17 protein-coding genes are annotated in these 16,025 nt (G+C 64.4%); 10 read left to right on the top strand and 7 right to left on the bottom strand.

What is annotated here, in order from left to right:
- Positions 1 to 22: 22 nt before the first annotated feature.
- Complete coding sequence (locus tag GM676_RS10975) at positions 23 to 388, top strand: hypothetical protein (protein ID WP_155463596.1); 366 nt, start codon at positions 23 to 25, stop codon at positions 386 to 388.
- On the opposite strand, the gene GM676_RS10970 is transcribed toward GM676_RS10975, so the two are convergent.
- The gene (locus GM676_RS10970; protein WP_155463595.1) at positions 385 to 1,257 is read right to left on the bottom strand and encodes a TraB/GumN family protein; all 873 of its coding nucleotides are present in this window, start codon (positions 1,255 to 1,257) and stop codon (positions 385 to 387) included. The genes GM676_RS10975 and GM676_RS10970 overlap by 4 nt on opposite strands.
- Positions 1,258 to 1,594: 337 nt before the next feature.
- Here GM676_RS10970 and GM676_RS10965 point away from each other — a divergent pair, with 337 nt between their 5' ends.
- Both GM676_RS10965 and GM676_RS10960 read left to right on the top strand, forming a co-directional pair.
- Positions 1,595 to 2,599 (top strand): LLM class flavin-dependent oxidoreductase, encoded by a 1,005-nt coding sequence (locus tag GM676_RS10965; RefSeq protein ID WP_155463594.1) that lies wholly within the window; start codon positions 1,595 to 1,597, stop codon positions 2,597 to 2,599.
- A gap of 29 nt (positions 2,600 to 2,628) precedes the next feature.
- Positions 2,629 to 3,768, top strand: a complete 1,140-nt coding sequence (locus tag GM676_RS10960; protein WP_155463662.1) for an MFS transporter — start codon at positions 2,629 to 2,631, stop codon at positions 3,766 to 3,768.
- A gap of 76 nt (positions 3,769 to 3,844) precedes the next feature.
- Here GM676_RS10960 and GM676_RS10955 read toward each other — a convergent pair whose 3' ends face one another.
- From GM676_RS10955 to GM676_RS10935, 5 genes are all read right to left on the bottom strand, one after another.
- Positions 3,845 to 4,306 carry a hypothetical protein gene (locus GM676_RS10955; RefSeq protein WP_229262630.1) on the bottom strand — a complete coding sequence of 154 codons (462 nt, stop codon included), beginning with the start codon at positions 4,304 to 4,306 and terminating at the stop codon, positions 3,845 to 3,847.
- Complete coding sequence (locus tag GM676_RS10950; RefSeq protein ID WP_229262629.1) at positions 4,303 to 5,142, bottom strand: hypothetical protein; 840 nt, start codon at positions 5,140 to 5,142, stop codon at positions 4,303 to 4,305. Before GM676_RS10950 ends, GM676_RS10955 begins: the two co-directional genes overlap by 4 nt.
- Complete coding sequence (locus tag GM676_RS10945) at positions 5,142 to 5,933, bottom strand: hypothetical protein (protein ID WP_155463593.1); 792 nt, start codon at positions 5,931 to 5,933, stop codon at positions 5,142 to 5,144. The genes GM676_RS10950 and GM676_RS10945 overlap by 1 nt, the downstream gene beginning before the upstream one ends.
- 46 nt (positions 5,934 to 5,979) lie before the next feature.
- Positions 5,980 to 6,489: a DUF6160 family protein gene (locus tag GM676_RS10940; RefSeq protein WP_155463592.1), complete on the bottom strand. Its 510-nt coding sequence runs from the start codon at positions 6,487 to 6,489 to the stop codon at positions 5,980 to 5,982.
- A 130-nt stretch (positions 6,490 to 6,619) separates the two neighbouring features.
- Positions 6,620 to 7,129, bottom strand: a complete 510-nt coding sequence (locus GM676_RS10935; RefSeq protein WP_155463591.1) for a DUF6160 family protein — start codon at positions 7,127 to 7,129, stop codon at positions 6,620 to 6,622.
- A gap of 505 nt (positions 7,130 to 7,634) precedes the next feature.
- Between GM676_RS10935 and GM676_RS10930 the strand changes: the two genes are divergently transcribed.
- From GM676_RS10930 to GM676_RS10905, 6 genes are read left to right on the top strand one after another with little or no spacing between them, the layout of a single operon-like run.
- On the top strand, positions 7,635 to 8,405 hold the full coding sequence (locus GM676_RS10930) for a C39 family peptidase (RefSeq protein ID WP_155463590.1): 771 nt from the start codon (positions 7,635 to 7,637) through the stop codon (positions 8,403 to 8,405).
- Between the two features lie 23 nt (positions 8,406 to 8,428).
- Complete coding sequence (locus tag GM676_RS10925) at positions 8,429 to 9,421, top strand: transporter (protein ID WP_155463589.1); 993 nt, start codon at positions 8,429 to 8,431, stop codon at positions 9,419 to 9,421.
- Positions 9,422 to 9,423: 2 nt separating this feature from the next.
- Positions 9,424 to 11,025, top strand: coding sequence for an OmpP1/FadL family transporter (locus GM676_RS10920; protein ID WP_155463588.1), 1,602 nt, complete (start codon positions 9,424 to 9,426; stop codon positions 11,023 to 11,025).
- Positions 11,026 to 11,047: 22 nt separating this feature from the next.
- Positions 11,048 to 11,590, top strand: coding sequence for a DUF2059 domain-containing protein (locus tag GM676_RS10915; protein WP_155463587.1), 543 nt, complete (start codon positions 11,048 to 11,050; stop codon positions 11,588 to 11,590).
- Positions 11,587 to 12,591: an AraC family transcriptional regulator gene (locus tag GM676_RS10910; protein WP_155463586.1), complete on the top strand. Its 1,005-nt coding sequence runs from the start codon at positions 11,587 to 11,589 to the stop codon at positions 12,589 to 12,591. Before GM676_RS10915 ends, GM676_RS10910 begins: the two co-directional genes overlap by 4 nt.
- A 10-nt stretch (positions 12,592 to 12,601) precedes the next feature.
- On the top strand, positions 12,602 to 13,282 hold the full coding sequence (locus GM676_RS10905; protein WP_155463585.1) for a cyclic di-GMP-binding domain-containing protein, MshE-related: 681 nt from the start codon (positions 12,602 to 12,604) through the stop codon (positions 13,280 to 13,282).
- 107 nt (positions 13,283 to 13,389) lie between these two features.
- On the opposite strand, the gene GM676_RS10900 is transcribed toward GM676_RS10905, so the two are convergent.
- The gene (locus GM676_RS10900) at positions 13,390 to 15,015 is read right to left on the bottom strand and encodes a M28 family peptidase (protein ID WP_155463584.1); all 1,626 of its coding nucleotides are present in this window, start codon (positions 15,013 to 15,015) and stop codon (positions 13,390 to 13,392) included.
- 67 nt (positions 15,016 to 15,082) lie between these two features.
- Between GM676_RS10900 and gluQRS the strand changes: the two genes are divergently transcribed.
- Entirely contained in the window at positions 15,083 to 15,994 is a 912-nt protein-coding gene (gluQRS, locus tag GM676_RS10895; protein ID WP_155463583.1) for a tRNA glutamyl-Q(34) synthetase GluQRS, read from the top strand.
- Positions 15,995 to 16,025: the final 31 nt, after the last annotated feature.

Here is a 16,025-nt window from a genome sequence, read left to right as displayed (position 1 = left end):
GACGCTATTTGGGGAGGCGAATATGAAAAAGATGACTCTGTGTGCCATGGCGCTGTGCGCGCTGTCCATGGCGGCCTGTGCGGACAGGATGAACCAAGGCGGCAGCGACACCAATACCAGCAGCATGGCCGGCCCGGCAACAAACACCAGCACGACTTCACCAACCAGCTACGGCGTGGTGCAAGCCATCGATCAGATGCAGCGGCAGGATGTGGGCGTCGGCGTGATGGGTGCGGCGGCGGCCGGCGGCATGCCGACCGATAAAGTCTACCGTGTCACCGTGCGCATGGACGACGGCAGCACGCAAATGGTGGTGGTGGAGGCTTCGCCCAGCTACAAGATCGGCGACCGCGTCCGCTACAGCAACGGCGCGGTGCAGCCGTATTAATACAGTTGCTCGACCTGGTAGCCGCGCCGCTTGAGCAGCTGCGGCAAGCCATCGTCGCCCACCAGATGCAGCAGGCCGACGCCGACAAAGGCCACCTGGTCCTGCTGCATGATGCGCTCGATGTTGGCGGCCATTTCGGGATTGCGCTTGCCCAGCAGTACGCGGTTCATGAACGCGGCGGAGACACTGTCGCCGCTGGTGGCGGATTTCCACGCGGCGTTGATGCCGGCGCCGTCCGCCACGCGCCAGGCCTCCAGCAAGGCTTGCGATTTTTTCAGCGAATCGCCGTCGGCCAGGTCGGCCAGGTTTTCCAGCAGATACTGCTCTTGCTGGCGCTCGTCCAGGCTGTCGAACAAGCCCAGTTGGTAATCCGCGCTTTCCAGCTCGCGCACCGTCTTGTCCTGCTTTTGCGCGGCGGCCAGCAGCGCGTATTCCACTGCCTGGCTGCGCTGATAGCCGTTCCGGTCCAGCTCCGCCCCCACCAGCAGATTGGCGATCAGCCACGGCTTGTACTGCTGCACCGAGGACAAAGGAATGCCGGCGCGCGCCAGCGCCTGCACCATCTTTTGCAAAGTATCTGGGGTAAGGTGATGCTGCACCGCGTCGCCTTCCGGATAGCGGGCATGGCGCGCCAGCGCCAGCTGGAAAGCCTTGTCTTCGCGGATATCAAGTTCGATTACCAGCGCCTTGGAGTCAAGCAGCGCTCGGGTCGCCACATCGTCAAGCGGATAAGCGCCGTCGCGGCCGACGTGTACAGTGCCGTAGAGATAACTGGTCCTGCCCTCATGCGTGACCCGGTACAACTGGCCGGCGGCGAAAACGGTCTGGCAGCAAGCCAGTAACAAAGCGAAGAAAAATGCGCGGGCCATTGCAGTCACGATTTACACAGAAGAGTTTCCAATGGTAAATCAGGACTATGTTCCAGCAGAAAGTATTTTTAAAAACCGTCGGCAAAATAAAACATTATGTCAGGCGATTTTGATAATTACTGATTATTTTGCTCACACTTCCGTCTTTAAAGATTGCCTTATTAATCTCATTAATATTTATCTCAGCCTGAGATGAAACGACGCATTAACCCAGTCGCGCAAATCAGGGCGTCGCCAGCACGCTCGCTCCAACCTGTGTATGCTTGTCTGTCCATTTAGAAAGCTTATACCCATACCCTTTCAATGGGATTGTCAGTCACTTCATTCAGGTAGCACCATGATTCCATTTTCCATTCTTGACCTGTCCCCGATTGCCGAGGGCAGCAACCCATCGGCCTCGTTCCGCAATACGCTGGACCTGGCCCGGCACGGCGAACGCTGGGGCTACCAGCGCTACTGGCTGGCCGAACATCACGGCATGCCCGGCATCGCCAGCGCCGCCACCGCCGTGGTGATGGCGCACGTGGCCGGCGGCACCAGCACCATCCGCGTGGGCGCCGGCGGCATCATGCTGCCGAACCATTCGCCGCTGGTGATCGCCGAGCAATTCGGCACGCTGGAAGCGCTGTTCCCCGGCCGTATCGACCTCGGCCTGGGCCGCGCGCCCGGCTCCGACCAGACCACCGCGCGCGCCCTGCGCCGCAATCTGGAATCCGACGCCGACGCCTTCCCGCAAGACGTGCTGGAACTGCAAGACTACATGTCCGACACGCCGCGCGGCCGCGTGCTGGCGGTGCCGGGCAAGGGCGCCAGGGTGCCGCTGTGGATACTCGGCTCCAGCACCTTCGGCGCGCAACTGGCCGCGCATCTGGGCCTGCCGTTCGCCTTTGCCTCGCACTTTGCGCCGCAGATGATGATGCAGGCTCTCTCCTTGTACCGCGCCAACTTCCAACCGTCGGCGCAGCTGAGCAAGCCTTACGTCATGCTCGGCTTCAACGTGTTTGCCGCCGACACCAATGAAGAAGCGCACTTCCGCGCCACCTCCATGCAGCAAGCCTTCGTCAACCTGCGCACCGGCCGTCCTTCGCAACTGCCGCCGCCGAAAGCCGGCTACCTCGACACGCTGGGCTTGCCGGAGCGGGCCATGCTGGACGCGGTGCTGTCCTGCACCGCGATCGGCGCGCCGGACACCGTCAGCCGCCAGCTGCAAGACTTCATCGCCCGCACCGGCGCCGACGAGTTGATGATCACCTCGCAAATCTACGACCATGCGCAACGCCTGCGCTCCTACGAAATCACCGCCGAAGTGCGACAGTCGCTGGCGGGGGGCTGTAATCGATGACGGATGCAAAACACGACCTTTCGCCCGGCATGGTCTGGCTGTTCGCCATCGCGACCGGCCTGATCGTCGCCAACCTGTACTACGCTCAAACCCTGATCGGTCCGATCAGCAAAGCCACCGGCCTCGATCCCGGCGCGGCCGGGCTGATTGTCACGCTGACGCAGATCGGCTACGTGCTCGGCCTGCTGTTCATCGTGCCGCTGGGCGACTTGCTGGAAAACCGCCGGCTGATCTTCATCGCCCTGCTGACCACGGCGCTGGCCCTGCTGGCGGCCTCGATCACCGGCAGCGCCAGGCTGTTCCTGTTTGCCGCGCTGTGCATCGGCATCGGCTCGGTGGCGGCGCAGATCGTGGTGCCGTTCGCGGCGCACCTGTCGCGGCCTGAAACGCGCGGCAAGACGGTCGGCAAAGTGATGAGCGGCCTGCTGATGGGCATCATGCTGGCGCGGCCGGTGGCCAGCCTGGTGACCGACGCGTTCGGCTGGCACGCCATCTTCGTGCTATCGGCGCTCACCACGGCCGGCCTCGCCTTCGTGCTGCGCGCCAAACTGCCGCTGCGCCGGCCCGAGGGCGGCATGCACTACTTCGCACTGCTGGCGTCGATGTGGCATTTGCTGAAAACCACGCCCATCCTGCGCCGGCGCGCGGCCTACCAGGCGTGCATGTTCGGCGCGTTCAGCGTGTTCTGGACCTGCGTATCGCTGGAATTGACCGGACCGTACTTCGGCATCAGCCAGAGCGGCGTGGCGATCTTTGCGCTGGTGGGCGTGACCGGTGCGCTGGTGTCGCCGATCGCCGGCCATCGCGCCGATCAGGGCAAGAGCCGCTCGACCACCTTGGTGGCGCTGACGCTGGGCGCGCTGGCGTTCGCGCTGCCGCTGCTGGTGCACAGCAGCCGGTTGGTCGACCTGGGCCTGCTGGTGCTGGCGTCGATCATCCTCGACATGGGCGTCTCCGCCAACCTGGTGACGGGCCAGCGCGCCATCTTCGCGCTGCCGGCGGAAGTGCGCAGCCGCCTGAACGGCCTGTACATGGCGCTGTTCTTCATGGGCGGCGCGATCGGCTCATCGCTGGGCGGCTGGATGTTCGCCGCGCACGGCTGGACCGGCGTGCTATGGACCGGCCTCGCCTTCCCGCTAATCGCCCTGTGCATCTTCGCCACAGAATAAACCCTCAACCCGGGGTCAGTTCTTGCATTCATACATGAGCTCGTGTTGGATTGCAAGAACTGACCCCGGGTTGGGGTTAGTGGCCCCAGAAGCGGACCTGGCCTTGTAGCGACACCGTGCCGTTGATGTTCAGGCTGCCCAGGCTGTTGCTCACCGGCGCGGTGGGATCGGTTTGCACGCTGAGCGATTCGAAGCCGAGGTTGGTGTAGTGCACATACCCCGGCAATCCGATGGCGATGTAGTCGCCGCCGCCATCGGTGCGCGTCTGCACGCCAAGGCTGACGGCAAACATGTCCACCGTGCCGCGCACGTTCTTGAACATGATGTAGCGGTTCTGCCCGCCACCGCTGAAGCCCAGCGACAAGCGGCTGTCGCTCACCGCGCCCACCAGCGTCGGATCGTTCAGCACCACGTGCGCCGCAAAGCTGATGCCATCGCCGCCGCTGACCTGCGACAGTTCCTGATCGTCCAGCGGCTTGAGCTCGCCGGCCCGCGCCGCGCCAGCCAGCATCAGCAGGAACAAGGCGCGCTTCATCATTGCTTGAACTTGATATCGAGGTACTGGATCTGCACCGAGCCGATGCGCGACGAACCGAGATCCACCGTCGGCTGCCCCGGACTCACGAACGAAATATTGTCCACCACGATGCTGCCCGCCGAGGCCTGGCCATTGCCATAGCGCGCGTCCGGCCAATCGATGCCGATGTGCAGGCGCGGCCCGGTCTCATCGGTCAGCGCATTGATCACCGCCGGCTGCGCCGCCACGTGCGCGATCACCCACGGGTTGCCATCGACACCAGCGATGTGCACGCCGCTCAGCACCATGGCCTCGGTCGCATCGTCGCGCCCGCGCGGCTGGAACGACAGCTGGCCGATATCCATTTTCAGCGCCGCGCCGAAGGCGATGCCGTCATTCACTTGCGGCGTGGTGAACTGCAAGCCGCCGCCATGGAACACCAGATCCTTGACCACCACACTGCCCTGCTCGCGCACCACGCCGTTGGCGCCCACGCCCCAGTCGTAGGCCAGTTGCCAGCGCTGGTCGCCATTGGCATTGGTCGGGAAAGCGATGTTGATGTAGTCCGCCAGCCCCGGCGCCGAGGGCAGAATGTCGAGCCGGTAAGGGTCGGAAAACGGCAGCGGATTGTCGCTGCGCGAGGCGTGGAATTTTTCCACGTACAGCGAAGAGCCGGCCGGCGTGGTATAGCTCACGCGCGCATCGCCGCTCATGGCGAAGCCGTTCAGATCGAAGCTGACGCCGTCGCGCCCGCGCACGGCCGACAGCGCGCTGTCGCTTAAAGGCTCCATCGCCCAGGCCGCGGGCGCGCAGTAGTGCGCGCACAGCATCAGTCCCGCCGTCAGCGCGCGCCGCATCAGCGGCCTTTCGGCAGGTTGGGCGGCGTCACGCCGTTGGTGCTCAACGCTTGCAGCTTGTCGCGCCAGTTCAGCCACATGCCGGCTTGCGCCGTGTCGTTGGCCGGCTGGCCGCTGGCGGTGGGGAATTGCACCGCCGTCTTCAGCAGCGAGATCCAGAAATCGCGGCTGCCGCCGCTGGCGTCGCCCGCCGTCACGCCGCCCAGTTGCGACAGGGTCAGGCAGGGCGCGGCGCAGGAACCATCCCAGCGCTTGCCGCCCAGCGCGTCGGTGCGCGAGTCGAGCACGATGGCGCTGCCGTCGGCCGCCGTGCCGGTGACCTTCATCGAGCCGGACAAGGTGGTGATCTGCAAACCGACGTCGCCGCTGATCGATTCGAAGCCAAAGCGCATGCCGATCGCCTCGCGCGAGGCGCCATCGGCCGCGTTCTTGTAGACGAATTCAAAATAGGGATTACTGATCCGCACCACGCGTTGCGCGTCGGTGCCATCGCTGCGGCCGAATTGCAGCAGCGGGATATCGAGATCGGCGCCGCTGCCATTGCGCGCGGCGTACGTGTATTCACCCAGACGCATATTGCGCAGGTTCGCGCTCAGCGTGATGTCCGCGTCGAGCGCGATCTTGCTGAAGTCAAAGCCGTTCAGGCTGCTGTTGGTCATGCTGACCAGGCCCTGGCCGTTGACGGCCGACAGCTCTTCTTCGCTCAGGGGCTGCATCTGTGCCGAGGCCGCGTGCATCGTGCACAGCAGGACCGCACCCGGCAGCAGCCGGCGCAATGATGGAGTGATCATGATGGGGAAGCGGCAGTTGCCCACGCAGCCGCCGCCGCTCAGACGATTAGTGCGCGAAGATCCACACGGTGGTGCCGCGCATGTCGATCTGGTTCATGGCAACCGAGCCGAACGAAGCGGCGTTGTTGCCCATCTTGATCGAGTCGACCGACACGTTCAGGTAGTGGCCATCAGCGACCACGGTCGACGGGATGGCGATCTGCACCACGTCGCCGCCGGTGGCCGGGTTGTAGAAGGTGCCCGGATTGGTCACGCCAGCGGCGCCGGCCGCGGCCAGGAACGAGGCTTTCGACAGGATGTCGATGTTGGCGGCGATCAGGCCGTTGACCTTGATGCCGTTGAACGAGACCGAACCGCCGCCCAGGCCCGAAGCGTCCAGCGCGTCGGTGTCGGTGTAGGTGAAGGAGTTGATCTTGATGTTCAGGTTGGCGGCGATCGACACGCCGTCCTGGCCGCTGACCGTGCTCAGCTCCGCGTCTTGAATGGGGGTCATGGCCGATGCCGAGAAAGCCACGGTTGCCAGGGCTGCTGCGATTGCGGTTTTGAAGAATTGCATGTGATCGTCTCCGTTAATGGTTTTATATCGGTGTGTGTTTTTTTGATACTGCGGGACCAGTGTAGGGTCCCGCAGCCATCAGCGTCCATGACTCCTCAGGCCAAGCTACAGGCCTGGGAAGCCGCGCCGATTAGTGGGCGAAGATCCAGACGGTGGTGCCGCGCATGTCGATCTGGTTCATGGCGACCGAGCCGAACGAAGCGGCATTGTTGCCCATCTTGATCGAGTCGACCGACACGTTCAGGTAGTGGCCGTCAGCGACCACGGTCGACGGGATGGCGATCTGCACCACGTCGCCACCGGTGGCCGGGTTGTAGAAGGTGCCCGGGTTGGTCACGCCAGCGGCGCCGGCCGCGGCCAGGAACGAGGCTTTCGACAGGATGTCGATGTTGGCGGCGATCAGGCCGTTGACCTTGATGCCGTTGAACGAGACCGAACCGCCACCCAGGCCCGAAGCGTCCAGCGCGTCGGTGTCGGTGTAGACGAAGGAATCGATCTTGATGTTCAAGTTGGCGGCGATCGACACGCCGTCCTGGCCGCTGACGGTGCTCAGTTCCGCGTCCTGGATCGGGGTCATGGCCGATGCCGAGAAGGCCAGGGTTGCCAGGGCTGCCGCGACGGTGGTTTTGATGATTTGCATTTGGTATCTCCGGTTGTATGAGTAGGTTTTTGTCTGGGCTCACGGCCGCGCGGCAACCGCCAAACGCTCCGGGTAGGAGCGCCGGGGCGCCGCCTGCGGTTCGTGAAAATCTTAATATTTGAATATTAATTAAATTAATCATATGAGTCGCCGCCGCCACGGGTCCAGCTTGTCGCGCTGACCGTTAAAGCCAACGACTTGGCCCTGGGAGCCATCCAGAGGGAACACGGTGTTGCGCTTTTGTCGCCTGCCGTAGCATAGGTTTCAAGCCAAAACCTAGAGTCACATTTCTAAAAAATCAGGTGCGACGGCTCCGGAAACCATGCGTTAATGACTTACAAAAATGAAAAGACGAGTTGTCGCTTAAATAAAGCACGACCGTTCGAATCGAGAACATTGGAGACACAGCATGAAATCAGCAATGGGGCGCCGGACGCCTCTGGGCGGAGCCTACGCCCGAACTTTCCCATGCATGCGCGCGCACGTGAGCAACGTGGTCTAAGCCATGCTCGCGCTACTGCTGGGAGTCCTCGCCGCCATGATCGGCGGCGCCGGTGTCATGTCCCGACACGAACCACAAGACCGGCCCAAGAGCCAGTACGAGATGCCGCAGACCCTGCTGGGCGGCGGCGGCGCGTACGTGCAATCGGTGCAACTGGAGCCGTTCTCAGAGCTCAAGTACAAGCACATCGTGCGCCAGGCCTTCGACTACAGCTGCGGCTCGGCCGCGCTGGTCACCATCCTCAACTACCACCTCGGCGTCATGGTCAACGAGCAGCAAGCCATGGAAGGCATGCTGGAGAAAGGCGAGAAGGACAAGATCATCGAGCGGCGCGGCTTTTCGCTGCTGGACATGAAACGCTACGTCGGCTCGCTGGGCATGAGCGGGGCCGGCTTCAAGGCCGAGATCAAGGACCTGAAGACGCTGGAAGAGCCGGCCATCGTGCCGATCGACTACGCCGGCTCCAAGCACTTCGTGGTGCTGCGCGGGATTCGTGACGGCGTGGTCTACATCGCCGATCCGTCGGCCGGCAACATCGTGTTTTCGGTCGAGGAATTCGCCCGCTGGTGGGACAAGAACACCCTGTTCATCATCTCGCCGGCCAAGGGCCAGGCGCCGGTCAACCAGCTGGCCCTGAACGACCAGGAACTGGGCGTGGTCGACATGGACCGCGTCACCGGCAAGGGGCGGCTGGCCCCTCTGAGCAACGCCGCCCAGCTGCTGATGCGTGCCGTCAATTCGGGCGCGGCCGGCACCTGGATGCGCCACAACTAATCCCCCTCTCACAAGGAAGTCCCATGATGTTACGCACCATACCCCTTGCCGTAGTCATCGCGTTTGCCGCCGCCCCGGTACTGGCGCAACAAGCCACCGCCGACGCCGCGCGCGACGCGCTCGCCAAAAAAGAAGGCGAAGGCGACCAGAGCGCCCTGCTCAAGCAAACCCTGACTGCGGTGGACAAGCAATACACCCTGATCCGCCGCAACCAGCTGGCGCTGACCTATGACGTCAGCTACAGCTACGTCGGCGAGGACCGCATCGTCACCGACATCGCCAACGGCAGCGCCACCCTGTTCAACATCGAGAACAACAACTCGCACACGGTGACCAACACCTTCTCGGCCGACTACGGCGTGCGCGACAACCTGACCGCCAACGTCACCCTGCCGCTGATCTCGCGCTACGCCGACACCGCCGCGCGCAGCGGCCTGTCCAACTCGATCGGCGACATCGGCGTGGGCGCGCGCTGGCAGCCGTTCGAGGCGCGCCGCGACCAGCCCGGCCTGACCGTGACCGGCAACGTGCGCCTGCCGACCGGCCGCAGCCCGTTCAAGATCATCGCCGGCAGCGGCGAAGCCACCGGCAGCGGCGTCGGCGCCGCCACCGTCGGCCTCAACGTCAACAAGATCGTCGACCCGGTCGCGCTGTTCGGCTCGGTGAACGTCACCGCCAGCCTGCCGGCCAAGAACCTGTGGCAGGTGAACGGCTCGCGCATCCTGACGCGCGTGGCGCCGGGACCGAGCGTGGGCTTCGGCCTCGGTTTCGCGTACGCGCTGTCGTACGGCATCTCCACCACCATCTCCTTCCAGGAAGCGATTTCGGCCGGCTCCAAGCTGCGCTTCGCCGACGGCCTGGAAGCCAAGACCCATATGCAAACCTCGGGCATCCTCAACCTGGGCCTGGGCTACCGCGTCTCGCCCAAGACCACGGTCAACTTCTCGGTCGGCATCGGCCTGACGCCGGACTCGCCCAACCTCATCGTTGGCATGAACCTGCCGCTGAGCTTCTGACCATGCGCCGCCTCGCCATTGCTACCGCGGTTGCCGGCACGCTCAGCGTGTCCTTGCCGGCCCACGCCGCGCTGACCGAAAACCTCACCACCAGCGTGGTGGCGATGGCAATGGGGAATGCCGTCACGGCCGATCCGCCCGGCATCGCCTCGATCCACTTCAACCCGGCCGGGCTGGCGCGGCTGGAAGGCGACAGCGAGAGCATCCACAACTTCGTGGCCTCGATCCGCACCAGCGCCAGCTTCAAGCCGGGGCCGAATTTCGACGTCGGTGGCTGGCGCGACGATCCGCTGTCCAACACCTCCACCGGCCCGGTGCGGCAAATCATGTACGTGCCCGGCTACGGCATGCCGGGCTGGCGATTGCCGGCGGTGGCCGTGCCCGGCATCGGCATGGCGTGGAACAAGGCCGGCTCGCCCTGGACCTTCGCCACCGACAGCTATATGGCGCAGGCCATGAGCCTGGACCGCACCACCGATCCCAACGACCCCGGCCAGTACCAGGGCCGGCAGGAACAAATCCAGCGCCTGGTGTACGCCGCGCCCTCGGTCGGCTACAAATTCTCCGAGACGCTGCGCTTCGGCGTCTCGGTGCCGATCGCGCACGCCGCCTTCGTGGTCGACACCAATATGCGCTTCCCCAACGAGCTGCTGGGCGTGTTCGGCCAGCTGCAAAAAGGCTGGTGCCCGGAGGACGGCGGCAACATCATCGACGTGTTCGGTTTCGGCGTGTGCGGCGGCGGCAAGGATGGCATGGTCAGCCCGTTCAAGAAAGCGGCCAATATGCGGCTGGAACTGACGGCGCCGTTCGATCCCACCATCAACTTCGGCGTGCTGTGGGAACCGTCGCCCAGGTTCGCGCTGGGCGCGGTGTTCCAGGGCGGATCGAAAACCCACTACACCGGCAGCTACGTGTTCTCCACCGAACCGATGCTGCGCAACTTCGTGCGCGGCATGAACGCCAGCCTGCTGGGACCGATCGCGGGCGCGGTGCTGGGCTTCCCATCCTCGATCCCGGCGGTACAGAAGGGCAATATGAGCGCCACCATCCCCTTCCCGGCGCACTTGCAGGTAGGGGTGAAACTCAAGCCGGTCAAATACGTCCAGCTGAACGTGGACGCCAGCTACGCCCGCTGGAGCGACTGGGACGCGCTGCGCTTCCAGTTCGACCAGAGCGTCAAGCTGCTGGAAGTGGCGCGGCTGTACGGCATTCCGGATTCGGGCAAGCTGATCATCCCGCGCGGCTACAAGAGCGTGGTCAACCTGGCCTATGGCCTGCAACTCAATCCGATCGAGCGGCTGTCGATCCGGCTGGGCTACGAGCCGCGCAAAACCTCCATCCCGGCAGACAAGATCGACCTGCTGGCGCCGCTGCCGAACACCAAGCTGCGCAGCGCCGGCATCGGCTTCCGGATCAGCAAGAGCATGGACATCAACGTCACCGGCTCCTACATGACCGGCAAGTACTACACGCCGGCCAACACCAGCTGCAATATGAACTGCAACACCTTCCTGAACGTGATCTACAACCCGTACGCGGGACAAGACGTACGCGGCGACATCCACGTCCGCTACTTCGGCTTTGAATTGAACAAGCGTTTTTGATTTCCCCTTGGAGGAGCACAACATGAAAAAAGCCAAACACGGTCTGATGCTGCTGGCCTTAAGCGCAGCCTGCCTGAGCGCGCAGGCCGCGCCGGTGTCCCCGGCCAAGCAGGCGCTGGTGGATCAGGTACTCAAGCTGTGGAACATCGACACCATCGGCCAGTCCATGCTGCAAGTGCCGGTGGCGGACGCGGTGCAACAGGCGCGCGCCATGCTGCAAGGGCGGGCCGCGCCGGAAAAGCGCGACGCCGCCATGACCGACATCGTCAACGAAGCCAAGCAATTCATGGCCGACGCCACGCCGATCACCCGCGCCAGCGCCGACAAGCTGATCCCGACCACCATCGCCCCGCTGCTGGCCGAGCGCTACACCGAGGAGGAGCTCAAGCAACTGATCGCCATCCTGGAATCGCCGGTCAAGAAAAAATTTGAAGCCATGCTGCCGGAAATGCAGAAAACCCTGGGCGAAGGCGTGGCGGCCGACACCCGGCCGGTGATCGATCCCAAACTGCAAGGCCTGAAAGAAAAAATCGGCCTGCGCCTGCGCGCCGCGGTCACGCCATGACGTACTCCTCCGCCCTGCATCTGGTGCGCGGCGTGAAATCGCGCCTGGCGCAATCGGGCGTGCAAGCCGAAGCGCTGTTTGCCCAGGCCGGCCTGGACGAAGGCGACGGTATCGCCTGCGACGCCCTCACCCTGTCGGACAAACTGAGCCACCTGTGGGAACTGCTGGTGCAGCAGTCGGGCGATCCGCTGATCGGCCTGAAGATCGCCACGCCGCACCGGCTGGGCTGGCTGGGCGTGATGGGCCACATCATGCTGGTGTCGCCGACCGTGCAAAGCTCGATCGAGCGCTGCCATGGCCACACGCGCGTGGGGCTGGTGCTGCCGGGCGCGCAGCGCGCGGTGCCGCAGCAGCGCTACGACTTCGTCTGGTGCGTGCTGCTGCGTTCGCTGCGCTGCGCCGCCGGGCGCGACGACATCGCCCCGGTGGTGGTGGAATACTGCTTCCCCGCGCCGGCCAACGCGCAGGTGTTTGAGGAAACCTTCGGTTGCCCGGTGCGCTTCAACATGCCGCACAACGTGATGGAATTTTCCGACACCGACCTGGTGTCGGCGCTGCCGGCCAATCCGCCGCTGATGAACGGCGGCGGCGAGCGCGTGCTGGCCACGCTGGCCGCGGCCGAGCCGCCGACCTTCAGCGCCAAAGTGCAAGCCCTGCTGGCCAGCCTGCTGCCGAAAGGCCCGCCGCACCGCGACGACGTCGCCTCGCAAATGATGATGAGCGAGCGCACCCTGCAACGGCGGCTGGCGGAGGAAGGCACCAGCTTCACCAACCTGGTGGACGACACCCGGCGCGAACTGGCGCGGCAATCGCTGAGCGCGGGCGAACTGTCGCTGAAAATGCTGAGCTTCCAGCTGGGCTTCTCGGAGCCGAGCGCCTTCTACCGCGCCTGCAAGCGCTGGTTCGGCATGGCGCCGTCCGACATCCAGCACCTGGCGCACCAGCCGGGGCCGGGACCGGACGTCTTGCAGGCGCCCGCCCCACCACACAAGTCGGCCTGAGGAGAACAAGATGGGATGGCTATCAAGCGACCAAAATAAATCGATGCTGGGCCAGCTGCTGGTCAAGCAAAAGCTGATTACCGAAGAACAGCTGGCCAGCGCGATCGAACTGCAACGCCAGACCGGCCAGCGGCTGGGCGACATCTTCGCCGAGCTCAACCTGATCACGCAGGACCACATTGAACACGCCCTGCGCAAGCAGCGACGGCTGAGGATGGCGGCGGCGATCGCCACCTCGCTGCTGGCGCCGCTGGAAACCTATGCGGCCTCGGCCCTGCCGGCGGCGGCGCTGACGGCCGGCGCCCCGGTCAGCAACCGCGCCCTGCGCGCCCTGAGCGAAGAGGAACTGGGCGAGACCTCGGCGCAAGGCCTGAGCGACGAGCTGGTCAACGCCGTCAAACACGCGCGCGGCAACAACCCGGAAGTGGTGGGCGAAATGAGCAAGCTGCTCAACCCGGTGCTGGGCTTCCTCGAAGCCGACACCAGCATGAAGAACGTGGTCTACGACCCGAGCAAGGCTGCCGCGACCATCAACAAAGACGGCAGCCTGACGCTGAGCCTGCCGTCCTCGATCGGCGAAATCGCCTTCAACAACATCCGGGTGAAAGGCACCGAGGGCAGCAGCTTCGGCAGCATCTCCATCAAAGGCATCGACCTGACCGGCACCACCATCACCCTCGGTTTCCACTAAGAAAATCAGGGTCAGCTCTGTCATTTGGACATTTGGCCCACTTAGCGGAACTTTTTGGAAAATGTTTAGTTCCCATTTGTCCGAATGACAGAGCTGACCCTAAATTGTTATTTGTTACGGGGGACGGCGAAGGCGTCGCCGGCTTTCCATTCGGGCAGCTTGGCGCCGTTGGCGATCAGGCGGCCCAAGTTGAGGGTGTATTGCGCCGTCTGCACCATGCCCGACAGGTCCCAGCCCGGGTCGTATTCGTCGCTGGCCTGGTGGTAGCGCTTGCCGTAGGCCTGGGCCTTGGCTTGCGCCGCCACCGGGTCCTTGATGTAGTCGCGGCCCGATTCGATCGAGAACGCCGGCACGCCATGCTTGGCGAAGTTGAAGTGGTCGCTGCGGAAGTAGCCGCCCGCCAGGTCCGGCTCCGCCGCCGCGATGCGCATGCCCATGGCTTTGGCCGCCGTCTCGGCCAGCTTGCCCAGCTCGGTACGCTCGCTGCCTTCGGTGCCGATGTCGCGCGTGGCGCCGACGAAGTTCAGGCTGTCGAGGTTGAGGTTGGCCGCCGTTTTCGCCATCGGCCACAGCGGCGATGCGGCGTAGGCCGCGCTGCCCAGCAAGCCCTGCTCTTCAGCCGCCACCCACAGGAACATCTGGCTGCGCTTGGCCGGCACGCGTTTGGCTTCGGCCGCCATCGCCAGCAGGGCCGCCGAACCGGAGGCGTTGACGACCGCGCCGTTGAAGATGGTGTCTCCGCCGTCACCCTGCTTGCCGAGGTGGTCCCAGTGCGCGCTGTAGATCACCACCTCGTCTTTCAGTTTCGGATCGGTGCCCGGCACCACCGCCGCCACGTTGAATTGTTCAATGTTGCGCACCGCCGCCTTCATCTCGCCATTCAGCCTGGCCGCCAGCGGCACCGGCTTGAAGTCTTTCTTCTCGGCCGCCGCGCGCAGCGCGTCCAGATCCTGGCCTGCCGCCTTAAACAGTGCGCGCGCGGTGTCTTCGGTCATCCAGCCCTGTAACGGCGTGCCCAGCGTGCCCGCCGCCAGCTGGAAGCGCTCCACGCCCGACCAGCTGTTCTGGATCACGCTCCAGCCGTACGATGCGGTCGGCGTGGTGTGGATCAGCAGCACACCGGCCGCGCCCTGGCGCTTGGCTTCTTCGAATTTGTAGGTCCAGCGGCCGTAGTAGGTCAGGCCTTTGCCGTTGAAGCGGTTCGGCTGCTCGGCGGTCGGCTGCGGGTCGTTGACCATCATGACCAGCACTTTGCCTTTCAGGTCCATGCCTTTGAAATCGTTCCACTGTTCGTCCGGTGCGGTGATGCCGTAGCCGACGAATACCAGGTCGGCGTTAAAGCTGTGCGCGGCGGTCGCATCACCCGGCGCAAATACCCAGTCCTTGCCAAAGGCGATATCCAGCGCCTTGCCGCCCGCCTCCAGTTTCAGCGTGCTCTCGGCCGGCTGCGTCTTCACGCCGGCGATCTTCACCGATTGACGGAAGCTGTCGCCATTGCCCGGCTTGAGGCCCAGCGCCATGGCCTGCGTTTCCAGATAGGCCACGGTCAGGTCGCCGCCGCGCTGGCCGGTGCCGCGCCCTTCCAGCAAGTCGCTGGCGAGGAAGGACAGGTGCGCGCGCAGCGGCGCTTCCTGTACGACGGCGGTCTTGCCCGCGTCCGCGTGGACCGGGAATGCCAGCGCCAGGCTCATGGCCAGTGCGGAGGCAGCTGAGGATGGAGTCATTTTGTGCATGATGTCCTGAGTGCGTAAGTGGTCGGTGCGGGATTTCCGCGCGCACATTGTATGCGAAAATACCGGCATGACTGCTCGCATTCCCTACCTCGGCCGCTTTGCCCCTTCGCCCACCGGCCCTTTGCATATCGGCTCGCTGGTGGCCGCCATCGCCAGCTATCTCGACGCCAAGGCGCACCACGGCCAGTGGCTGGTGCGCATCGAGGACGTGGACGGCGCCCGCAACGTGGAAGGCGCCGACCAGCACATCCTGCATTCGCTGCAACGCTGCGGCATGCTGTGGGATGGCGAGGTGACGTGGCAAACCCGGCGCTACCCGCTCTACCAGCAGGCGCTGGAGCAGTTGGGCGATCTGGTCTATCCCTGCGGCTGCTCGCGCCGCGAGATCGCCGATTCGCAAGTGAACCAGTCGCTTGGCCCCCACCAGGCGCCGATTTATCCCGGGACTTGCCGCCATGGCCTCGCTCCCGGCAAGGTCGGCCGCGCGTTGCGCCTGAAAGTGCCGCAGGCGCCGCACTGCGTGCTGTCGTTCGAGGACCGCTGGTTCGGCCACTACAGTCAGGATCTGACCGCCGAGGTAGGCGACTTCATCATCGTCCGCGCCGACCGCTACTGGGCCTATCAACTGGCGGTGGTGGTGGACGACGGCGCGCAAGGCATCACCGACATCGTGCGCGGCGTCGACCTGATCGATTCCACGCCGCGCCAGCTCTATCTGCAACAGGTGCTTGGCCTGCCGCAGCCCAGCTATCTGCATGTGCCGGTGGTGCTGAACGAAAACGGCGACAAGATGTCCAAGCAAACCGGCGCCATCGCCTTCGACGACGGCAGCGATCCACAACAACTGTTGCGCGCGGCCATGCTGCCGGCCGCCCGCTTCCTCGGCCTTGATGTGCAAGCGGAAACCATCGATGCCTTCTGGCGCGCCGCCATTCCTGCCTGGGCGCAACTATTGCAAACCTTGCCGCGCCAGCCGTAAAAACGTGCGCCGCTGTTCACCGCTTTTGCCT

This window comes from Duganella radicis (genome assembly GCF_009720825.1).
GTDB classification, from domain to species: domain Bacteria; phylum Pseudomonadota; class Gammaproteobacteria; order Burkholderiales; family Burkholderiaceae_D; genus Rugamonas; species Rugamonas radicis.
The sequence above is the reverse complement of the archived record's forward strand: the minus strand, read 5'-3'. Positions and strand labels throughout refer to the sequence as shown.